Below are 21,042 nucleotides of genomic sequence, written 5' to 3'. Positions count from 1 at the left end.
CGTCGCCAATCTATTGTTAATTATCTTTAAAAATCTGTTAAGTTGTTTAACCTATTTTGCTTACTTTTAAAGGCTGTATGGAAAAGAATCTTCAGCAATTAGCAGCACGTTTAGACGGCCAGTTATACGATGATAAATTATGGCGTTCTATTTATGCCACAGATGCATCGGTTTACCGAGAATTACCCTTAGCAGTTTGTTATCCAAAAAATAAGCAGGATTTAAAGGAGCTTATTCTTTTTGCCAAAGAAAATAATACCTCGTTAATACCAAGAACGGCAGGTACTTCCCTGGCGGGACAATGTGTAGGGAAAGGGATCGTCGTAGATGTCTCTAAACATTTCACAAAAATTTTAAGTCTCGATACCATAAATAAAACGGTAAGCCTTCAACCTGGTGTAATTAGGGACGATCTAAATCGAATGCTAAAGGAACACGGACTTTTCTTTGGTCCCAATACTTCTACCTCTAATCGTTGCATGGTTGGCGGGATGGTAGGTAATAACAGTAGTGGAACTACCTCAATTAAATACGGTACAACCCGAGAAAAAACAGTGGCTTTAAAGACGATCCTTAGTGATGGTAGTGAGGCTGAGTTTAAGGCGATCTCTAAACAAGAATTTCAGCAAAAGCTGAAATTAGATAATTTAGAGGGCAATATTTACAGAACTATTTTTGATATTCTTTCTTCAGAAGAAAATAAAAAAGAGATCATCGAAGAATTTCCCCCAAGGGAATTACATCGTCGGAATACTGGATATGCGCTAGACGAATTGATTTATTCTGAGGTCTTTTCTGAAGATTCTGCTGAGCCAATAAATATTTGTCATCTTCTTGCCGGAAGTGAAGGAACTTTAGCCTTTACAACAGAGATTACCTTGCAATTAGATGATTTACAACCTCCAGAGGCGGCGATGATCGCTTCGCATTATCGTAGTATCGAAGATTGCTTGCAAGACGTAGCTTCGACCATGGAGCATTCCTTATTTACTTGCGAAATGATGGATAAAACCATTCTGGATTGTACCAAACAAAACATAAAATATCGTGAGAATCGATTTTTTATTGAAGATGATCCTGAAGCTATTTTGATGTTAGAGGTAAGGGCGAATACGGCTGATGAATTACAGGAGAAGACGCAAGGTTTACTGGAAACGCTGGAAGAAAATGGATTAAGCTATGCAAACCCAATTTTACATGGGGAACAAATAAACATGGCTTCAGAATTAAGAAAGGCAGGATTAGGCTTATTAGCAAATATCGTTGGTGATAAAAAAGCCGTAGCCTGTATCGAGGACACAGCCGTGGCCTTACCGGTACTGGCAGATTATATAAATGAATTTAGTCAAATCATGAAGGCCTATGGACAAAATGCCGTGTATTATGCACATGCCGGCGCCGGAGAACTTCATTTACGCCCGATTCTGGATCTTAAGAAAAAAGAAGATGTAGTGCTTTTTAGAAAAATCACTACAGATGTGGCGAAACTGGTAAAAAAATACAATGGTTCTATGAGTGGGGAGCACGGTGATGGTCGTGTTCGTGCTGAGTTCGTAGAAATGATGATAGGCGCAAAAAATTATGCCCTTTTAAAACAGATAAAGGCTACGTTTGATCCTCAAAACATCTTAAATCCCGGAAAAATTATTGATGCGCCGGCGATGGACACATCGCTAAGGTATCAGCCCGATCGAATAGAACCTGAAATAAAAACCCTGATGAATTTTGATGAAAATCAGGGAATATTACGTCTGGCCGAGCAGTGTAATGGTAGTGGAGATTGCAGAAAATCTGCTGATAGTGGCGGAACAATGTGTCCAAGCTATCGTGCTACCAAAGACGAAAAAGATACCACCAGGGCACGGGCTAATACCTTACGGGAATTCTTAACCAACTCAGATAAAGAGAATAAATTTAGCCACCAGGAGATCAAAGAAGCTTATGATCTTTGTTTAAGTTGTAAAGGCTGTAAAAGTGAATGCCCCAGTAGTGTAGATGTGGCTGCATTAAAGGCTGAATTTCAATATCAGTACCAAAAGGAATACGGTTTTTCGAATAGAAGCAAGGCTTTTGCTAATAATGGTAAGATGAATAAAATGGCGTCTAAAATTCCCGGACTGGCCAATTTTATGTTTACCAATAGTATTACCGCTGGCCTGGCGAAAAAAGTGATGGGGTTAGCTCCACAAAGAAGTCTGCCAAAGTTGGCTAAAATTACTTTAGAAGCCTATTATAAAAAAAATAAAACACGCCTGGTTCCGAATAACCCCATAAAGTCGGTGTATTTTTTTAATGATGAATTTACCAATTATCTGGATGCTGAAATTGGAATCGATGCATTAGAATTGCTAAGTACACTGAATTATAAAGTATTATTTGTAGATCATGAAGAAAGTGGTAGGGCACATATTTCTAAAGGCTTTTTAGAAGAAGCAAAAACAATGGCCAATAAAAATATCTCAATCTTTAGTGATCTTGTTTCCGAAGAAACCCCTTTAATTGGCCTAGAACCTTCAGCTGTATTATCCTTTAGGGATGAGTATTTACGATTGGCAAACGATCGAAAAAAAGCTCAGGAATTAGCTGCTAATAGTTTTCTTATTGAAGAATTTCTAAAAAAAGAAATTGCTTTGGGGAATATTAAAAAAGAACAATTCACTTCCGAAGAGAAAAACATAAAAATTCATGGCCACTGTCATCAGAAAGCCTTATCTAATACAGCGGTTACCTTTGATATTCTAAATTTACCAGTGAATTATAAGGTTACGATCATTCCTTCGGGCTGCTGCGGAATGGCAGGAAGTTTCGGATATGAAAAAGAACATTATGAGGTAAGTATGGCCGTTGGTGAACAAACCTTATTTCCTGCGGTAAGGAAAGCCACTCAGGAAACAATTATCTCAGCAAACGGCACCAGTTGCAGGCATCAAATTTATGATGGCACGAAGCGTATTGCGGAGCATCCCGTAAGTATATTAAGGAAAGCGCTTAAAGCTAATAATTAAGAAGTAGAAGCAGGGATGGATGTCAAAAAAATATTTTCATCCCTGCTTCTTTTTTAGTATTCCTTCTTTTTATTCTTCAAAACTTAAAAGAACGAGTTTTGGATGCAAAATACCAGACTCTATTAACCGCTAGTAATTGGTATTTTTTAGATAATAGATCCATTTATTCCTTCAATATGCGGTTGTTATTCACAATGGCATTCCCTTATTTTGAATTATACACTGGACTATCTATCAGCTCGAATTTTAATGTATGTTTTTGAATATTTTCTTCCTATTAATTGACTTAATCCACTGAATAATAGTCTGATTTTGTAATTAAACGATTATTTGGGTAGGTAATCGTGAATTTTTTTTAGAGAACATTTTATGCAGTAATATTGTGCTATGCTTCAATCTGAAGCTTGTTGTTTTAGTCATTATAGATTGCTTAAAATTAGAATGATATGAAGAAAAATTATCCTTTTCCAAAAAACTACAGCCTAAGCGTTTTTTCAATGCTAGTTGTATTCTTTTTCAGTATAACTGGTTTATCTGCTCAGGTAGGGATAGGAACTTCAAATCCGGACCCATCATCCATTTTGCACATTGAAAGTAACAATAAAGGAGTGTTATTACCTAAAGTTGATCTAAAAAACCTCAGAGACAGGAATACGGTTAAAGGTCCTACTGAAGGGTTGTTGGTTTATAACAAAACGGTCAATAGTGCAAATAATTTAAGGAAGGGCTTTTATATCTGGGACAATGAAAAATGGGATAAAGTAGAAAATCAGTCTGACATAGATGAAGTCATGGATGGCATTGATGAGCGTTTAAAAGAATTAGAAGATGGTTCTGGTTCTGGCGCCGGATGGTCTTTAGATGGGAATAATTTTGATAATGTAAATAATGCCAATGCTAAGTTTTTGGGAACTACCACCTGGCATTCGTTATTTTTAAGAGCAGACGATAAACAAATCGCTGAGTTTGATCCTCATGGAGGTATTGCTTTAGGTTTTAATACCAAAGCAGACTGGGCAGGAGTTGCGATCGGGAATTCTGCAAGTATCACTGCCGATGAAGCGGTGGCCATTGGGAAAAGTGCCAAATCTGGAAGCCGATCTATTTCTCTGGGAAATGGGGCTTTGGCGACAAGCGATGAAGCCATTGGTCTTGGATTTAATGCCAATAGCTCTGGTAGTAAAGCAACTGCGATTGGACATTCTGCAAAAGCATCAGCAAATCAATCTGTAGCGGTTGGACAGTTGGCATCGGCAAGTGGTAGCAGTTCGTTTGCTATTGGTTCTAATGCTCAAGCTACCCAAAACGTAGCTTTTGCCATAGGGGATGGAGCGAGGGCAACCTCAAATGAGGCCTTTGCCATTGGTACCAACGCAAGTTCGTCGAGTGACCAGGGGATGGCCATTGGTGTGGGCGCCACAACTAAAAATCAACAAAATGCCCTTGCTATTGGTGTTAATTCTGAAGCTTCAGGTAATAACAGTATGGCGATAGGCCATTCTTCAAATGTATCCGGCCAATATGCGGCAGCGATTGGTTACAATAGTGAGGCGACCCAACAAAATGCTACAGCCTTAGGTTCAAATGCCAAAGCAAATGCTCAAAATGCTACGGCCATTGGTTATGAATCAACTGCCAGTACAGCCTATGCTATAGTTTTAGGAAACAATACTGCGGCATCAAACTGGAACGGTTCAAAAATAGGTATTGGTACCAGTAACCCAACAGCTAAGCTGCATGTTAATGGCTCATTACGAATTGTTGATGGAAACCAAGGAGCTAATAAAGTATTAACTTCGGATGCTAATGGTAATGCCAGCTGGAAAGATTTGAATGGAGGAAGTGGAAATTCAGGTAATGTATATGCCGATCTATACAATGGTGAATCACAAAAAATTAGTAATAGCGGTGATGCTTATACCTTAATATTTGATAAAACTACTCTTTCCAAGAATATTCAGCAGAAAGACAATGGAATACAAGTAAAAAAAAGTGGTATCTTTAAAGCAAATGCTACGGTTTCAGTTAATATTGATGACCATCATGCGAGATATGAAGTATATGAATTTTATTTTGCAAAACAAGGGCAAAAAATAGTGGGATCGGCGGTTTATATGACTTTTCCGAAGTACACGAAAGTAGGTGAAAAACATACTGTTGCATTAAATAAATTGATGAAATTAGAGGAAAATGAACAAGTGGCTATTTACGTAAGAAAAATCGCGGAAGCGAAACATGGTAATAAGGATAAAAATAATATTTCGTTAGTTAACGAAGCCTGTTCATTCAATATAGAAAAAATAGATGAAATTAATTAAATATCTTAATTATTACGTTGAACATTTTATGGTTCAGGATTGATTAAAATTGAAACAAAAAAAAGCTCATTTCTTCAAGATTTGAGCTTTTTTTTAAGGATTAAACTAAAGAATATACTTGTGCTCGAGCTAGGCAAGAGATTAGCAACAAAGCATTCTTTTTTTATCCGGAGGAAGTTTTTATTATTAAAATCCTTTTAGTTTTTAATAATTAGTACACTATTAAAGAAAAAAAGCGGGCTACAAAGCCCGCTTTTACACTCAAAACAATAAACTATACAAACTAAACTAATTAATAAACAAGGTTTTGTTTGGTTTGGCGGTCATGTAGAATTTAAGTTCGCCACCGCTCATTATGGACTCGTGAGAAATAAAGGGTTCGGTTAATTCCTCTCCATTCAATTCCACTTTATCCACGTATACATTTTTCTTACTTTGGTTTTCGGCAATAACTCTAAAGGTATTACCATTTTCAAGATGTAAACTGGCATCCTTTACCGCAGGACTTCCTAACGCGTAATCTACAGATCCCGGGGCAACAGGGTAGAAGCCAAGGCTGCTAAAAATATACCAGGCACTCATTTGTCCAAAATCATCGTTACCACTAAGTCCGTCGGCTCCTGTTTGATACTTCATATCCAGGATCATTCTAATTTTATCCTGAGACTTCCAGGGTGTATTTGTCCAGTTATAAAGATAAGCTACATGATGTGATGGCTCATTACCATGAACGTAGTTACCAATAATGCCTTCACGAGAAATATCTTCAGTATTTTCAAAATATTTGTCAGGAAGTTCCATAGTAAATAGGGAGTCCAAATGTCGTGAAAACTGCTCTTTACCACCCATCATCTCAATCATTTTAGCAGGCTCATGAGGAACGTATAAACTGTAGTTCCAGCTATTACCTTCAATAAAGCCCTGACCGTGCGTGTTGAGTTCATCGAAATCCTTTTTAAAAGTTCCATCGCTTAATTTAGGACGCATAAAGCCCGTTTTTGCGTCATAAACATTTTTATAGTTTTCTGCTCTTTTAATGAATTCTTCGTAGATCTCGTCTTTACCCAGTTTCTTCGCTGCCTGAGCAATAGCCCAGTCATCATAAGCATATTCTAAGGTCTTAGAAACAGAAGAACCATTCTTATCTTCCGGTACATAGCCCATATCCATATAATAACCTAGACCATCGTAATATCTGGTTCGCGCTGTATTTACCATGGCTTCAAGGGCATGATCCTGATCGAAATTTGCATTGCCCTTTACAATCGCATCCGCTAAAACCGAGGCGCTGTGATAACCAATCATACACCAGTTTTCATTGGCATAATGAGACCAAACAGGTAGCATGGTATGAACACTCTGGTCGTAATGTGCCATCATCGATTCGGCCATATCCGCATTTCGCTTTGGCTGTAAAATATTAAACAATGGGTGCAAAGCTCTATAAGTATCCCAAAGAGAAAAACTTGTGTAATTGGTAAAACCTTCAGCCTGGTGTACATTCATGTCTAAGCCCATATATTTTCCGTCGGTGTCCATATATACTGTTGGTCCTAAAAAAGCATGGTACATGGCAGTATAGAAATTGGTTAACTCGTCTTCATCTTCAGAAGATAGTTGTACCTTATTTAATTCTCGGTTCCAATTTGCTCTTGCTTCTTCCTTAACCTGCTCGAAATCCCAGTTGGGTACTTCTTTTTTCATGTTATTTAAAGCTCCTTCAGAACTTACCGGAGAGATCGCCATTTTCACCTTCAGTTTTTCCTGAGGCTCTAAGTCGAAATTAAAATACATTCTAATTTTTTCTCCGGCGATTTCAGGAAAGTTTTTAGCCTGATCGAATTTCCCCCAAAAACCACCATAGGGCTGGCGATCATATCTTGCTCTTCCGTAGTCTTTAATAGGCTTACTAAAAGACATTGCGAAATACACACGGCGTGTTCTGGCCCAACCATTGGTTTGACGATATCCGGTAACCAGGGTATCATTCTCTACGCGAACAAATGTCCAGACATTTTTATCGTCATAGTTGTATATACCGTGCATTAAATCAAAAACAATATGTGCCTCTTTATCTTTTGGAAAGGAATATTGATGCATTCCTACACGAGTGGTAGCGGTCATTTCAGCTTTGATATCATAATCATCCAGCATTACACTGTAATAACCAGCTTCTGCAGTTTCCTTATCATGAGAGAACCTGGAGCGGTAACCACTTTCCGGATTAGAAGCAGTTCCCGGATTTAACTTAAGATCACCCGTAGTTGGCATAATTAAAAAATCACCCAGATCCGAATGTCCTGTTCCGCTAAAATGGGTATGACTAAAACCAACAATGGTATTGTCGTCGTATTGATAGCCTGCACAATACTTATACACATCGGGATTATAGTGACCATCTACGGCATAAGGAATCGTATCGGTATCAGGGCTTAATTGTACACTACCAAATGGTACGGTAGCCCCAGGATAGGTGTGTCCCATCTTAGCCGTCCCAATCATGGGGTCTACATACTGGGCAAAGTCTTTTGCATTTTCAATTTTAGAAGCAGAAGCCGATGATGTATCGGCTTCTGCTTTATCACAAGAGGTGTAGATTCCCAAAGATCCCAGTAAAATACCAGCTCCCAGTAATCGTACTCCTTTTTGAATTGAAGATTTCTTCTTTAATGAATGTATTGTCATAAATGAATGCTATTCGTTAGAAAATGAATAAGGGAAAGCATCTTTTTTGGTACCGCGATTTTTGTTTGGAGAATCGCTCATTTCTATATTAATCTTCGCTCCTTTAATTAATTCTGAATGTTTCAAATAGTTTTTATCATACGATTTTCCATTCACCTTCATGCTTTCGATGTATTTATTATCATCGCTGTTTTTAGGGGCGTTAATTACAATTTTATTTCCATTTTCAAGGTTTACCGTTACTTTTTTGAATAATGGAGCTCCCATAACATATTGGTCTACAGCAGGGGTTACCGGATAAAAACCTAAGGCCGAAAATACATACCATGCAGAGGTTTGCCCATTATCTTCATCACCGCAATATCCATCTGGAGTAGCTTTATACATTCTATCCATAGTTTCCCTTGCCCATTTCTGGGTTTTCCAGGGTTCTCCTGCATAATTGTATAAATAGATCATATGCTGAATAGGCTGATTACCGTGTGCGTATTGGCCCATATCTGCAATTTGCATCTCACGAATTTCGTGGATCACACCACCATATACACTTTCGTCGAAAATAGGAGGCATAGAGAAAACTGAATCTAATTTTTTAACAAAGTCTTCTTTACCACCCATAAGTCCGATTAGACCTTCTACATCATGGAATACAGACCAGCTGTAGTGCCAGCTGTTTCCTTCAGTAAAAGGGTTACCCCATTTAAAAGGATTAAAATCCTTCTGCCAGCTGCCGTCTTCATTTTTTCCTCTCATTAACCCGTAACCAGGATCAAAAAGGTTTTTGTAATTCATACTTCTCTCAGCATAAATTTCAATCTCTTTCTTAGGCTTTCCTATGGCTTTACCAAACTGGTAAATGGCAAAATCATCATAGGCATACTCCAAAGTTCTTGCTGCACTTTCGTTTACTCCAACGTCGTAAGGAACATAACCAAGTTTGTTGTAATAAGGTGCACCGGCACGTCCTACGGCCGTCATTGGCCCTTCGTTGTTAGCACCATTTACTAAAGCTTTCCATAAAGTTTCAGTATCGTATCCTCTTAATCCCTTAATATAAGCATCGGCCACTACAGAAGCGGAGTTGTTCCCTACCATAATATTGGCGTAACCCGGGCTTGACCATTCTGGTAACCATCCACCTTCTTTATAATCGTTAGCAAGACCGGCCTGCATCTCTTCGTTAATAGAAGGGTAAGCTAAATTCAAGAAAGGATAAAGGGCTCTAAACGTATCCCAAAATCCTGTACCTGCAAACATATAGCCAGGAAGAATTTCACCGTTGTAAGGACTCCAGTGTACGATCTCATCATTTTCATTGATCTCGTATAATTTATTAGGGAAAAATAAAGTCCTGTAAAGACAAGAATAGAAAGTTCTAACCTGATCGATAGTTCCACCGGAAACTTCTAATCTGCCTAATTTTTCATTCCAAAGATCACGTGCATTTTGCTTTGTAGTTTCAAAATCATCCTTCGCAATTTCACGATCCAGATTTAATTGAGCCTGATCGAAACTAATAAAAGAAGAGGCTACCTTTGCATGAACTACAGCACCATCTTTAGTGTCAAAACCAACGATAGCACCGGCATGATCGGCTTTCATTTCAGCTTGCCCTTTCGCTAATTGATCACCTTCCCAGGTGTTTACATCGCTAAATGGTTTATCAAACTGAATAACAAAATAGTTTTTAAAATTGGTTAATTTTCCACGGGCATATTTTGTGGTGTACCCAATAATTTTATTTTCTTCAGGAATAACCTTTACATAAGAACCTTTATCAAAAGGATCGATAACTACGTATGAGCTATCAGATTTTGGAAAGCTTATTTTAAACTGCGCGGCACGCTCGGTTGGTGTAAGTTCTACTGTCACATCGTGATCTGCCAGATATACCTTATAATAATAAGGAGTAGAAACTTCAGCTTTATGAGAGAACCAGCTTGCGCGATCATCCTGATTAAATTTCATTCCTCTGGTAACCGGCATTAACGAAAACTGGCCGTAATCGTTCATCCATGGAGAAGGTTGATGCGTTTGTTTAAATCCGCGTATTTTATCGGCATCATAGGTATATGCCCATCCATGACCCATTGGTCCTGTTTGTGGCGTCCATAAATTCATTCCCCACGGCACCGCAACGGCAGGGTAGGTATTTCCGTTGGATAATCCGGGACTAGAATCTGTTCCCATTAAAGGGTTTACAAAATCTACAGGATTTTCAACAGATTCTATAAGATGGTTCTGGGCTTCCGCATAATTAAATACGGCAAGGAAAGCCAGTACCGTTAAGAACTTTTTTTTCATAGTGTATGTTGAATAATTTAGATTGTACATAATTTATTTTAAAGGATGTGCCGCCACACCTTCCTTAGTAATTTTAACCGGCTTTATATGTCCGTTGCTATCAAACTCCATCACATCGATACAGGTTTCTCTGGAATTTCCGTCGGTTTCCGTAAGTGGTCTGCGATGGTAAACAATATAATAATCATTGTCTTTAGGATGCTTTATTACCGAGTGGTGACCGGCACCGGTGGCGATGTCTTTATCCTGTTGAAGAATTTTGTCTATTCTTTTAAAAGGTCCCAGTGGAGAATCGGCTATAGCATAGGCCACCGAATAATCAGGTCCCGTCCAGCCACCTTCAGACCACATAAAATAATATTTCCCATCTTTAATAAACATAAAAGGTCCTTCTACGTAACCTTCAGGGGTTACTTCTTTAAAAATAGTTCCATCTTCAAAGGGGATAAAACCAGTAAAATCCTCGTTCAATTTAGCGACATTACAATGCCCCCAACCACCGTAATAAAGATAATACTGCCCATCCTTATCTCTAAAGCAAAACTGGTCTATAGGTTGGGCTCCATTATGAAATTTACCAATAAGCGGTTTCCCCAGGTGATCTTTATAGGGTCCTTCTGGATCTTCTGCTACCGCAACTCCAATTCCTCCTAACTCATCGTCACTTTGAATATCATTGGCGCCAAAAAACAAATAATATTTATTCTCTTTTTTGATAATTGAAGGCGCCCAAACAGCACGTTTGGCCCATTTTATAGCCGCCGTATCGATTACTTTTTCGTGTTTTGTCCAGTTTACAAGATCTGGAGAAGAAAAAGCGTCGAAAAAGACTTGTTTATCATATGGAGCGGAATACGTGGGATAGATCCAATACTGATCATCGAAAACAATTCCTTCAGGATCTGCGTACCAACCCGGGAATACAGGGTTGTTATTCTGGGCAAAGATCCCCGAAAAGCATAACATTCCTAGAATTATGGTTAAATTTTTCATTATAAAAGATTTCAGGTGTATTTCAGTTTGCTATGATACGAAAATAAAAGTTAATAAGTAAATCGATTTAGCTAAAATTTTAACGATTCTATGATTTTTTTACACTTATTTAAGGTGAAATTTTCCTTCGATACGAATAAAATGGTGATGAAGAGGGATTCCATTACTAAAAAATAACTCCGATTCGATACCCATAAATTTACCATCTTAAAATGTTTATTGATCTCTTGAAATTAAAAAAATATTCATTTTCTTATTTAGAATTCCATCTTAAACATTCATTTTATATCTTTCACCAGATATTCGTTATTATGAAAGACAATTTTTCCCACCAGTCCGCTAACTACGCTAATTACAGGCCGCAGTATCCGAAAGTAATATTTGATGAAATAAAAAGGCATTTAAAATATCATCGCAATGCCTGGGATTGTGCCACAGGTAATGGCCAGGTAGCCAGGGAGCTTTCTACATTCTTTGATAGGGTAGAAGCGACTGATATAAGTGAAAATCAATTAAAAGAAGCTCCTAAATTAAGTAATATTAGTTATAGTATTCAGCAAGCTGAAAAGGTGAGTTTCCCTGATAATTCTTTTGATTTAATTACGGTGGCGCAAGCCATTCACTGGTTTAATTTTGATCAATTTTATGCGGAAGTAAAGCGTACTTTAAAAGATGACGGGATTTTCGTGGTCTTAGGCTATGGACTTTTCCGTAGTAATGCCGAAACGAATAAGGTTATTGATCATTTTTATAACGATATTATAGGCTCATACTGGGATGAAGAGCGTAAGTATCTGGATAAGGAGTATAGCAATATTCCTTTTCCGTTTCAGGAAATAAAGACGCCAAAAGTGAATTTTAAAGAAGAATGGGAATTCGAAAGGTTAATAGGGTATTTAAAAACCTGGTCTGCGGTTAAACATTTCTCAGATAAAAATGGGTTTAATCCGGTAGATGATATATATCGACAGCTTAAAGAGAGCTTCGGAGATAAGAATATTATTGAATTCCCAATAATATTTAAAATAGGAAAACTTTCTTGAATAATTTAGAGATTTGGCAGGGATATTAAAGCTGGGTTCAATGATCGATGAAATTTTAATATTTTAGCCTGGCATAAAAAATGCTGAAAATCTAAATACCAATTAAGTAAACCAAATGATGAAAAATTTAACCTTAAGCTTAAGCCTTTTTGTAGCGCTAAGCGGCAGCGCAGTAGCGCAGAGCCTTTCATCCACCGCTTCAAACGAACGGGTAACCGATCAGGTTTTAAAAGAATTAAGTCGCGAAAGAGCCCTTTTGAGTCAGAATCTTGACTTTAGAATTAAGGAAATTGATTCAAAAATCAACAATCTTGATGAAAGCATTAAAAATTCCAGAAATGCTTCAGATAAAGTAGAAAAGCTTCTGGAGCGGGTAAAATTTTTAGAAGAACGCCAGTCTGAAATCGATAAAAATACCATTAGTGTATACAAATACAACTATAGTTCAGCTGTTCTCAATCTTGCCAGTATGGAGCGTGAAATAAAACCGCTTAATTTGTTTAACAGCTCTCGAGAATTCTATTCTACTTTAGATAAAGTAAGTAATCCCATGCACTATGAAGGTTACCAGGAATGGTTTGGTAAATTCCAGGGCTTTGTGAAAGAAAACCAGGAAGATAATGCGAGATTGGCAGCCTTAAATCATATTATTCAAGTAACTGGAGATTTAAGCCAGGGCACTCCGTTTGTAGGGATGTTTGCCGGTAGTCTTTTTGACGGTATAGGAACTTTCATTAATTCGTTAAATAGAAGGGAAAAAGAATTACGTGAACAAAGTGTACAAATGCTAAAGTTAACCACCTCGGTATCACAATTTACCCACGATAAAGATTTAATTGAAACCGAATGGGATGCGATCAATAAAAGTCTGGATGAGCTAAAAAACATCCAGGATAAGGCCATGGTTGAAAATTTTGAGCAAATGCTGGGAATCGACCTTAAGACGTTTGGACGTAAGTTCACTAATGAAACCGACGCGAAAAAAAGAACACAGTATATCCTGGATATTTCAAAAATTGCTGAAAACAAAATTGTAGAAGAGCGCGAAAGCAATCCGGAAAACTGGAAACAAAATTATCATGACCAAATGCTGGCCGTTCAAAATCTAAAAATCCGCTTTGGTGATATCACCTTTAGAATTTTAGAAAACCTGAACAAATATGAAGGATTAATCGAAAAGTATAAGAAAGATCCCTACTTAAAAGACAAGATGAGCGATTTGGAATTAAAATTGGATATCGTTAAAAACAGTTTCGAGAGTACATTTAACCCACAGGAATATATTAAAGCATCTAACGAAATGTATATTGTGGAGTGAGTTTACAGGTTTAAAAGTTGAAAGTTCAAAAGTTGAAAGTTTTTAAAGTAACTATTTTCGGGGCAAGCCCAAGAAGCATTTAAATTGAACAAGAAATTTTTAAAACGAGACAAGTATCGGAGGATTTTAATCTTGATTATCGATTAAAAAGAGAATAAATAATAGAGAGGAGGGCAGTTGCTCTCCTTTTTTGTTTTAGGATTATGGGTTTTAAGCATGATTTTAAAATAAATTATAAAGAATTAGGGGTAGGAGAAATTCGTATCTAATTCCTATCTTTGCAGCCGCAAAATAAACAGCATCAAAAATTAATATATGAAAGCCGGAATTGTTGGATTACCAAACGTAGGAAAATCAACTTTGTTTAATTGCTTATCTAATGCAAAAGCACAAAGCGCGAATTTCCCTTTTTGTACGATAGAGCCTAATATAGGAGTGGTAAACGTACCAGATCCTCGTATCAAAAAATTAGAGGAATTGGTGAATCCAGAGAGAGTACAACCGGCAACCGTAGAGATTGTGGACATTGCAGGACTGGTAAAAGGTGCAAGTAAAGGAGAAGGTTTAGGGAACCAGTTTCTGGCCAATATTAGAGAGACCGATGCGATTCTTCATGTACTAAGATGTTTTGATAACGATAATATCGTACATGTAGACGGATCTATTGATCCTATTCGTGATAAAGAAACCATTGATATGGAACTCCAGCTTAAAGACCTGGAAACGGTAGAGAAAAAACTGGAAAAAGTAAAGCGCGCAGCAAAAACGGGCAATAAAGAAGCTCAAAAAGAAGAAGCTGCACTATTAAAAGCAAAAGTAGGATTAGAAGCTGGAAAATCGATAAGAGCGGTAGAATTCACTGAAGATGAACATAAAGAATTCATTAAACCATTACAGTTTATTACCGATAAACCGGTAATGTATGTTTGTAATGTAAATGAAGAAGCAGCGGTAAGTGGTAATGCGCATGTAGATCGCGTTCGAGAAGCTGTAAAAGATGAAAATGCGGAAGTTCTGGTACTTGCTGTAGGTACAGAAGCAGATATAACCGAATTAGATGATTATGAAGAACGCCAAATGTTTCTTCAGGATATTGGGCTGGAAGAGCCGGGATCTGCCAAATTAATTCGTGGTGCTTATAATCTGTTAAACCTACAAACGTATTTCACTGCCGGGGTTAAGGAAGTAAGAGCCTGGACGATTCCTATTGGAGCTACAGCTCCGCAGGCAGCAGGGGTAATTCATACCGATTTTGAAAAAGGATTTATTCGTGCGGAAGTGATTTCTTATAACGATTTTTCTGAATTAGGCTCTGAAGCCAAAGTTAAAGAAGCCGGAAAAATGCGGGTAGAAGGGAAGGAGTATGTGGTTCAGGATGGCGATGTTATGCATTTTAGATTCAACGTATAAGATTTGGGTTGAAAGTTTGTAAAGTCTGAAAGTTTACAAAGTTTTAAAGTTGGAAACTGTAATGTTAACATTTTTCAACCAGAAAATAATAGCTTTATCTCATACAATGATCGGGACAAACATGTTTTTTATTTCATGTTTTAAAAGTTGTAGTTTTAGAACTAACTTGGTGCTCCTCTTCTGTCTGTAACTTTCATTATTCAATACGATTTAGGATCATTCCTTTGGCAATAATCGGTAGTTAAGTTGCAATGTCGATTATTGTATTCAAAATATGCGAACAGGTATTTCTTTTTAAGGGAATACCTTAAATTTAGCAATTAACAATTTTCCTAAAGCCTTTGTTAATTACTTTGTAGCTGCAGGGTTTTAACTTTTGCCGGTATATCTTATATTAGCCGGGAAACTCCACTATTTACAAACATGAGTCAGGAAACAAAGTACACCGAAGATAATATTCGGTCGCTGGACTGGAAAGAACATATTCGAATGCGCCCGGGAATGTATATCGGGAAATTGGGGGATGGTTCTAGTGCAGACGACGGGATTTATATATTGCTTAAAGAAGTTTTAGATAACTGTATCGATGAATTTGTGATGGGTTCCGGTAAGACTATCGAGGTATCTGTCCAAAATCAACGTGTTATCGTTCGTGATTATGGCCGTGGTATTCCACTTGGAAAAGTAGTGGATGTAGTTTCCAAGATGAATACCGGTGGTAAATACGACTCCAGGGCTTTTAAAAAATCGGTTGGATTAAACGGTGTTGGTACAAAAGCCGTAAATGCACTTTCTTCTTATTTTAGAGTGGAATCCAATAGGGATGGAAAATCCCATGCGGCTGAATTTGAGCAGGGAAATTTAAAAGATGAAGAATCTTTGGAGGAAACTTCACGCCGTCGTGGTACAAAAGTAACCTTTGTTCCTGATGAGCTTATTTTTAAAAATTTTAAATTTAGAAATGAGTACATCGAGAAAATGATTAAAAATTATGTATACCTGAATCCCGGGTTAAGCATTATTTTTAACGGAGAGAAGTTTTATTCAGAAAATGGATTAAAAGATCTATTAAACGATACCTTAAATAAAGAAGATCGTTTATATCCTATCATTCATTTGCGGGGAGATGATATCGAAATCGCCGTAACACATAGCAAGGCGCAATACAGTGAAGAATATCATTCTTTTGTAAATGGTCAAAATACCTCGCAGGGGGGGACGCATCTGGCTGCCTTTAGAGAGGCTATCGTAAAAACCGTAAGGGAATTCTACGGGAAAAACTACGATGCTTCAGATATCCGAAAATCGATCGTAGCGGCTATTTCCATAAAAGTGATGGAGCCTGTTTTTGAGAGTCAGACCAAAACAAAACTTGGATCCACTGATATGGGCGGAGATTTTCCGACTGTGCGGACGTATATTAATGATTTTGTAAAGCGTAATTTTGATAATTACCTGCATAAAAATCAGGAAACTGCTGAAAAACTTCAACGGAAAATTCTTCAGGCCGAGCGCGAGCGAAAAGATCTTTCAGGAATTAGAAAACTGGCTAAAGAACGTGCTAAAAAAGCCAGCTTACACAATAAAAAACTAAGAGATTGCAGAATTCATCTTGGAGACAATAAGAAGGAACGCTATTTAGAAACCACACTATTTATTACCGAGGGGGATTCTGCAAGTGGATCCATCACTAAATCCAGAGATGTAAATACTCAGGCGGTTTTCAGCTTAAAAGGAAAGCCTTTAAACAGCTACGGGTTAAGCAAAAAAATTGTTTACGAAAACGAAGAATTTAACCTGTTACAGGCTGCATTAAATATTGAGGAGTCCTTAGAAGATCTTCGTTATAATAATATCGTAATCGCCACAGATGCCGATGTTGATGGGATGCACATTCGATTATTATTAATTACTTTTTTTCTTCAGTTTTTTCCTGAACTGATTAAAGAAAATCATTTATATATCTTACAAACACCGCTTTTTAGAGTGCGTAATAAAAAGGAGACGATCTATTGCTATTCAGAATATGAAAGAAAACAGGCCGTGCAAAAACTTAAAGGAAAGGTTGAAATCACCCGATTTAAAGGTTTAGGAGAGATCTCTCCGGACGAATTTAAATATTTTATCGGTGATGATATCAGGCTGGATCCTGTAATGCTGGACAAGGATAAATCTATTGAAGAAATGCTAAGTTTCTATATGGGTAAAAACACACCAGATCGACAGGAGTTTATCATAGACAACTTAAAAGTAGAGCTTGATCTTATTGAAGAATTAGGAATATGAGGTTAAATAACAAAAATGAAATAAAAATAATCCCACCCATTTATATCGTGTTGGTGGCGGTTTTTTTAACCAACATTTTTGTAAATGTAGAATTAATAGGCCGTGATGAGCCTATAAAATTCAGCCATTTTTTACCGAATATCATTACGCTTCTTATCTTCTTTTTTGTACATAAAATTGGAGTAAGTTTCGATTTTGATAGCGATGGTGAAACTCTTATTTTTAAGAATAACGGAGTTTTCTTTTCAAAATTTATGGAATACCGGGTAAAGAAAGCAGAGTTTCCAAAAAGAAAATTAGCAAAATATAAGTTTAACAATTACGGAATATATTCAAGCATAACTATTTATATTAAATCCAGACGAAGAAAAGGTTTTAAAAAATATACATTTAACACCACATTTTTAAGCAGAAAAAAGAAAAGCGGCCTGGTCGCTTCTTTGCGAAATGTTTTGGACAAACCTAAAGCTGTGGCTTAACATATGGAAGAGAATCCCGAAGAATCTAAAGACGAACAATTAAATAAGCCTAAGGAAGAATTAATGCGAGTAACCGGTATGTATAAGGACTGGTTTCTTGATTATGCTTCTTATGTGATTTTAGAGCGTGCCGTACCGGCTATGGAAGACGGTTTTAAACCCGTACAACGCCGAATTATGCATTCTATGAAAGATCTTGATGATGGTCGTTATAATAAAGTAGCGAATATCGTTGGGCATACCATGCAATATCACCCTCACGGGGATGCGAGTATAGGTGATGCCATGGTTCAAATTGGCCAAAAAGATCTTTTAATCGATACACAGGGAAACTGGGGTAATATTTTAACCGGTGACCGTGCAGCAGCACCACGATATATCGAGGCGAGATTATCGAAATTCGCTCTGGAAGTATTATATAATCCAAAGCTTACCGAGTGGCAGTTATCCTATGATGGCCGTAAAAAAGAACCGGTAAACCTTCCCGTAAAATTTCCTATGTTACTTGCGCAAGGTGGCGAGGGAATTGCTGTAGGTTTGAGTACTCGTCTATTACCGCATAACTTTAATGAACTTATCGATGCGTCTATAAAACATCTACAGGGGAAACGTTTTAAATTATTTCCTGATTTTCCTACCGGTGGGATCGCAGATATTTCACATTATAATGATGGTAAACGCGGTGGTCGTGTGAGAGTTCGCGCTAAAATTAGTCAGTTAGATAAAAATACGCTGGTGATTACCGAAATTCCTTTTGGTACCACCACCACAAGCTTGATCGATTCGGTATTAAAAGCTAACGAGAAAGGAAAAATCAAGATCAAAAAGATCGAAGATAATACCGCTGCGGAAGTGGAAATACAAATCCATCTCCCCAATAATATATCTCCTGATCGTACTATCGATGCCCTTTATGCATTCACGCAGTGTGAAAACTCATTATCCCCACTGGGATGTGTTATTGTAGATAATAAACCTGAATTTTTAGGAGTTTCGGATATTTTAAGGTCTTCTACAGACCATACGCTTCATCTTTTAAAACGTGAGCTGGAAATCACACTGGATGAACTGGAAGAGCAATGGCATTTTGCATCTTTAGAAAGAATTTTTATTGAAAACAGGATCTATCGCGAGATTGAAGAAGAAGAGACCTGGGAAGGAGTCATTAGTGCTATAGATGAAGGTTTAAAACCACATATCACTCATTTAAAACGAGCGGTAACCGAAGAAGATATCGTGCGACTTACAGAAATCCGAATTAAAAGGATCTCTAAATTTGACATTGATAAGGCGCAACAAAAAATAGATGCTTTAGAAGATGAAATCGCCAGGATCAAGCATCATCTTGATCATCTAATAGATTATGCGATTGATTATTTTACAAAGCTAAAAGAAAAATACGGGCAGGATAAAGATCGAAAGACCGAGCTACGATTGTTTGAAGATATCGAAGCCTCTAAAGTAGTCATAAGAAACACTAAACTTTATGTAAACCGTAAAGAAGGATTTATTGGCACCGCTCTAAAAAGGGATGAGTATGTAACTGATTGTTCAGACATCGACGATATTATTTGTTTTACGGCCGATGGTAAAATGATGGTCACCAAAGTAGACACCAAAACCTTTATTGGTAAAGATATCATTCATGTTGCTGTTTTTAAGAAAAAAGATAAGCGCACCATTTATAATATGATTTATCGCGATGGGAAAGGTGGCACTACTTATGTAAAACGTTTCGCGGTAACATCGGTAACCAGAGATCGGGAATACGATCTTACTCAGGGCAAAAAAGATTCTAAAGTTCTTTATTTCTCAGCTAATCCTAATGGGGAAGCCGAAGTGATAACTGTTTTCTTAAGACAGGTAGGGAGTATTAAAAAACTAAAATTTGAATTGGATTTTAGCGAAATCCTAATAAAAGGAAGAAACGTAAAAGGAAATATCGTTACTAAATACTCTGTAAAACGAATAGAACTAAAAGAAGAAGGTGTTTCTACTTTAAAACCCAGAAAGATCTGGTTTGATGATGTGGTAAAACGCCTGAATGTAGATGAACGTGGCGAATTGCTGGGGGAATTTAAAGGAGAAGACCGTCTGCTCATTATCACCCAGGACGGTATAGCAAAAACCATTAAACCCGAACTAACAAAGCGTTTTGATGAGGAAATGGTCATCCTGGAAAAATGGAATCCTAAAAAGCCGGTTTCAGCGATTTACTGGGAGCCTGAAAAAGAACGTTATTATGTAAAACGTTTCTTAATCGAACATCCCGATAAAGAAGAGAAGTTTATTAGCGATCACGACAATGCCTATTTGGAAGTAGTATCTACAGATTACTTTCCGATGATAGAGATTGAATTTACCAAATTAAAAGGAAAAGATCGCCGACCAAACGAAGAAGTGAGTATTGAAGAGTTTATTTCGGTAAAAGGGATTAAGGCACTTGGAAACCAGTTAACTACAGATAAGGTAAAAACAATAAACTTACTTGATCCACTTCCCGATGAACCCGATCCAGAAGAAGAAAATGAAGAAAAAGAAGAGGTAGATTTTAACCAAATCGGGACCAGTTTTAAAGAGGACTCTTCAGAGGAGAATCAAACCAAATTATTTGATGACGAATAATGGGAATACTTAAAGAGTTTAAAGAGTTTGCCATTAAGGGTAATATGGTCGACATCGCCATTGGGGTAATTATTGGTGCGGCCTTTAATAAAGTGATCGATGTTTTGGTAAAAGAGATCATTACGCCACCTTTGAGTTTAATGACCGATGGAATTCAACTTTCAGATAAAAAGATTGTTTTAAGAGAGGCCATTGATGCGACAGCAAGCACTACCGGAAAAGCTGTTGAAGAAGTAGCTATTGCTTACGGAGCTTTATTAGAAGCCTTAATTGATTTTCTGATTATAGGCTTCACCATCTTCATAGTGGTAAAACTGATGAACCGGTTTAGGGCAAAAGCCCAGGATCCCGATAATAAAGAAGTAGATACACCAAAAGATATCGAATTACTTTCCAGCTTGAATTTGCTAATAAAAGAGCAAAATGAACTTTTAAAACAAAACAATAGAAAGTAAGTACCCTCAGTTAAAAAGGTGATTAGATAGTAATTAAAAAATTAGATTTTATTTCTCGAGAAGACCTCCAGATCCTAATAGTTATTCTGATAGGGCCTTAGTATTTAATCTCGATTATGGA

Annotated in this window: 12 protein-coding genes; 9 read left to right on the top strand and 3 right to left on the bottom strand. The window is 37.2% G+C overall.

Annotation, left to right across the window (positions count from 1 at the left end; all coding sequences use genetic code 11):
- Positions 1-77 precede the first annotated feature (77 nt).
- A complete protein-coding gene (locus ZPR_RS12970) occupies positions 78-3,005 on the top strand; it encodes an FAD-binding and (Fe-S)-binding domain-containing protein (RefSeq protein ID WP_013072153.1) in 2,928 nt (975 codons plus the stop codon).
- A 446-nt stretch (positions 3,006-3,451) separates the two neighbouring features.
- Positions 3,452-5,323 carry a hypothetical protein gene (locus tag ZPR_RS12965; protein WP_013072152.1) on the top strand — a complete coding sequence of 624 codons (1,872 nt, stop codon included), beginning with the start codon at positions 3,452-3,454 and terminating at the stop codon, positions 5,321-5,323.
- A 288-nt stretch (positions 5,324-5,611) separates the two neighbouring features.
- Here ZPR_RS12965 and ZPR_RS12960 read toward each other — a convergent pair whose 3' ends face one another.
- Genes ZPR_RS12960 through ZPR_RS12950 form a run of 3 tightly spaced genes read right to left on the bottom strand, consistent with a single transcriptional unit; the run spans position 5,612 to position 11,305 of the window.
- Positions 5,612-8,008 carry a GH92 family glycosyl hydrolase gene (locus ZPR_RS12960; RefSeq protein WP_013072151.1) on the bottom strand — a complete coding sequence of 799 codons (2,397 nt, stop codon included), beginning with the start codon at positions 8,006-8,008 and terminating at the stop codon, positions 5,612-5,614.
- 9 nt (positions 8,009-8,017) lie between these two features.
- Positions 8,018-10,312: a GH92 family glycosyl hydrolase gene (locus ZPR_RS12955; protein ID WP_013072150.1), complete on the bottom strand. Its 2,295-nt coding sequence runs from the start codon at positions 10,310-10,312 to the stop codon at positions 8,018-8,020.
- Positions 10,313-10,345: 33 nt separating this feature from the next.
- Positions 10,346-11,305 (bottom strand): glycoside hydrolase family 43 protein, encoded by a 960-nt coding sequence (locus tag ZPR_RS12950; RefSeq protein WP_013072149.1) that lies wholly within the window; start codon positions 11,303-11,305, stop codon positions 10,346-10,348.
- Between the two features lie 311 nt (positions 11,306-11,616).
- Between ZPR_RS12950 and ZPR_RS12945 the strand changes: the two genes are divergently transcribed.
- The 7 genes from ZPR_RS12945 to mscL all read left to right on the top strand — a co-directional run bounded on the left by ZPR_RS12945 (position 11,617) and on the right by mscL (position 20,921).
- The gene (locus tag ZPR_RS12945) at positions 11,617-12,348 is read left to right on the top strand and encodes a class I SAM-dependent methyltransferase (RefSeq protein WP_013072148.1); all 732 of its coding nucleotides are present in this window, start codon (positions 11,617-11,619) and stop codon (positions 12,346-12,348) included.
- A 115-nt stretch (positions 12,349-12,463) separates the two neighbouring features.
- On the top strand, positions 12,464-13,666 hold the full coding sequence (locus ZPR_RS12940; protein WP_013072147.1) for a hypothetical protein: 1,203 nt from the start codon (positions 12,464-12,466) through the stop codon (positions 13,664-13,666).
- 315 nt (positions 13,667-13,981) lie between these two features.
- The gene (ychF, locus tag ZPR_RS12935; protein WP_013072146.1) at positions 13,982-15,076 is read left to right on the top strand and encodes a redox-regulated ATPase YchF; all 1,095 of its coding nucleotides are present in this window, start codon (positions 13,982-13,984) and stop codon (positions 15,074-15,076) included.
- A gap of 423 nt (positions 15,077-15,499) precedes the next feature.
- Positions 15,500-17,362, top strand: coding sequence for a DNA topoisomerase IV subunit B (locus ZPR_RS12930; protein WP_013072145.1), 1,863 nt, complete (start codon positions 15,500-15,502; stop codon positions 17,360-17,362).
- Positions 17,359-17,841 carry a hypothetical protein gene (locus ZPR_RS12925; RefSeq protein WP_013072144.1) on the top strand — a complete coding sequence of 161 codons (483 nt, stop codon included), beginning with the start codon at positions 17,359-17,361 and terminating at the stop codon, positions 17,839-17,841. Before ZPR_RS12930 ends, ZPR_RS12925 begins: the two co-directional genes overlap by 4 nt.
- A 3-nt stretch (positions 17,842-17,844) precedes the next feature.
- The gene (locus ZPR_RS12920) at positions 17,845-20,466 is read left to right on the top strand and encodes a DNA gyrase/topoisomerase IV subunit A (RefSeq protein WP_013072143.1); all 2,622 of its coding nucleotides are present in this window, start codon (positions 17,845-17,847) and stop codon (positions 20,464-20,466) included.
- Complete coding sequence (gene mscL, locus ZPR_RS12915; RefSeq protein WP_013072142.1) at positions 20,466-20,921, top strand: large conductance mechanosensitive channel protein MscL; 456 nt, start codon at positions 20,466-20,468, stop codon at positions 20,919-20,921. Before ZPR_RS12920 ends, mscL begins: the two co-directional genes overlap by 1 nt.
- The last annotated feature ends 121 nt before the right edge of the window (positions 20,922-21,042 follow it).

It is taken from the genome of Zunongwangia profunda SM-A87, assembly GCF_000023465.1.
GTDB classification, from domain to species: Bacteria; Bacteroidota; Bacteroidia; order Flavobacteriales; family Flavobacteriaceae; genus Zunongwangia; species Zunongwangia profunda.
The sequence above is the reverse complement of the archived record's forward strand: the minus strand, read 5'-3'. Positions and strand labels throughout refer to the sequence as shown.